This is a genomic window from Brevibacillus sp. SAFN-007a (assembly GCF_051967035.1).
Lineage (GTDB): Bacteria > Bacillota > Bacilli > Brevibacillales > Brevibacillaceae > Brevibacillus.
The window spans coordinates 1-1,707 of the sequence record NZ_JBQCKK010000049.1 but is presented as its reverse complement, the minus strand read 5'-3'; the positions used below and the strand labels follow the sequence as shown (position 1 = coordinate 1,707).

Annotated in this window: 1 protein-coding gene and 1 tRNA gene; one reads left to right on the top strand and one right to left on the bottom strand. The window is 47.3% G+C overall.

Features of this window, described 5'->3' with window-relative positions; genetic code table 11:
• Window positions 1–181 precede the first annotated feature (181 nt).
• Entirely contained in the window at window positions 182–1,381 is a 1,200-nt protein-coding gene (locus ACTHO6_RS21095) for a tyrosine-type recombinase/integrase (RefSeq protein WP_310769114.1), read from the top strand.
• 109 nt (window positions 1,382–1,490) lie between these two features.
• On the opposite strand, the gene ACTHO6_RS21090 is transcribed toward ACTHO6_RS21095, so the two are convergent.
• Window positions 1,491–1,572, bottom strand: a tRNA-Leu gene (locus ACTHO6_RS21090).
• Window positions 1,573–1,707: the final 135 nt, after the last annotated feature.

Below are 1,707 nucleotides of genomic sequence, written 5' to 3'. Positions count from 1 at the left end.
GTGACGCTTGCAGATCTGACCGTGAGCGAAGATAAACCAGGGAAGTTCGGGATTCGGCTTGACCCTCTCCGTAGGCGTGCGACGGAAAACATGCTAGATTATTGGGATGCCGAATTTCTGATGTTGCAGGTGGCAGACCTCGAAGAAATCCTGCAGATGAATCCATGGAGGTGAACCAAACATGGCAAGTATTGAAAAGCGCGGCGCTAATTCTTGGCGTTTAACCGTTGAATTGGGGTATGGACCTAATGGAGAACGGTTGCGTGAAAGAAAAGTCATTAAGGTTGAAGATCCAGCGTTATTGAAAACAAAAAAGAAACTTAGAGAGTATCTGGAAAGTGAGTGGCTTAAATTCAAGCTTGAGGTTGAGGCCGGTGAGTACATCACTCCTGAGAAGATGACCTTCGCCGCCTTTATTGAAGAGTGGAGAACCAAGTACGCTGAAAAGCAGCTTGCCCCAAAAACCTTAAAAGAGTACTTGGGTCATATTCGGAATCACATCCTGCCAGCACTCGGGCACAAAAGACTTGATGAAATCAAACCGATGCACATCATCACCCTTATGGATCGTCTCTCCAATCCTGGATCAAGGAAAGACGACCGCGGCCAAATGCTATCTGGACGTACCATTCAATACATCTACTCGGTCATGCGGAATATATTCGCCCAAGCGGAAAGTTGGAAACTCATTAAATCTAATCCGATAAAGGAAATTAAGAAACCAAAGGCAGAAAAGAAAAAAGCTCAATTCTACGAAGCTGATGAGGCACAAGAGGTGATCAAAGCGCTGAATGAAGAGCCATTGATGTGGCGACTACTCATCCTCGGGGCAATAATCGGTGGATTTAGACGCGGTGAATTGATTGCACTAGAGTGGCCGCAGGTACTTTTCGCTGAAAATGCGATCCATATCAAAAAGAGTATTCCACTTACAGCAGATGGTAAGGTATATGAAAAAGAGCCGAAAAACGGTGAGGATCGCATCGTACAGATGCCAGGTTGGTATATGGAGGAAATGCGCCGATACCATTTACAATGGCGAGAAGAAAAGATGAAAATCCGGGACAGATGGGAGGGGGGTGACCGTGAATATGTATTTCACGCCGGCTACGGAAAGCCGCTATACTTTACCTACCCTTCCGAGTGGTGGAGTAAATTCGTAAAGCGTCACGGGCTGCGATACATCAGGTTCCACGATCTACGACACAGCTCAGCTACATTGCTCATCCATCAGGGTGCATCTTTGAAAGCGATCCAGGAGCGTCTGGGGCATAAGCAACACCAAACGACGGCAGATATCTACGCACACGTTACCAAACAAGTGAGTCGGGACCTCGCGGACAAATTCGACCAGTTCGACCCCAAAAAACAGTCGATTTGAGGTGTTCGTCCCCATTTCGTCCCCAACGACACTTTCGGGGACTATTTTCTCCCACACCAACTTCTGGCGAAAATAAAAAAACCTTGATTTCTCAAGGGTTTGACGCCTATGGTGCGGGTGAAGGGACTTGAACCCCCACGGTTGCCCGCCAGAACCTAAATCTGGTGCGTCTGCCATTCCGCCACACCCGCATGGTAAAACAGAAAAGGGCATCGATATTTCTATCGTGCTGCGCATGTCTTTCTTTGTAAAAACTGGTGAGCCATGAAGGACTCGAACCTTCGACCCTCTGATTAAAAGTCAGATGCTCTACCAACTGAGCTAAT

Coding starts and splice junctions, on each gene's coding strand:
- ACTHO6_RS21095 (WP_310769114.1), top strand. CDS start 182: ATGGCAAGTATTGAAAAGCGCGGCGCTAATTCTTGGCGTTTAACCGTT.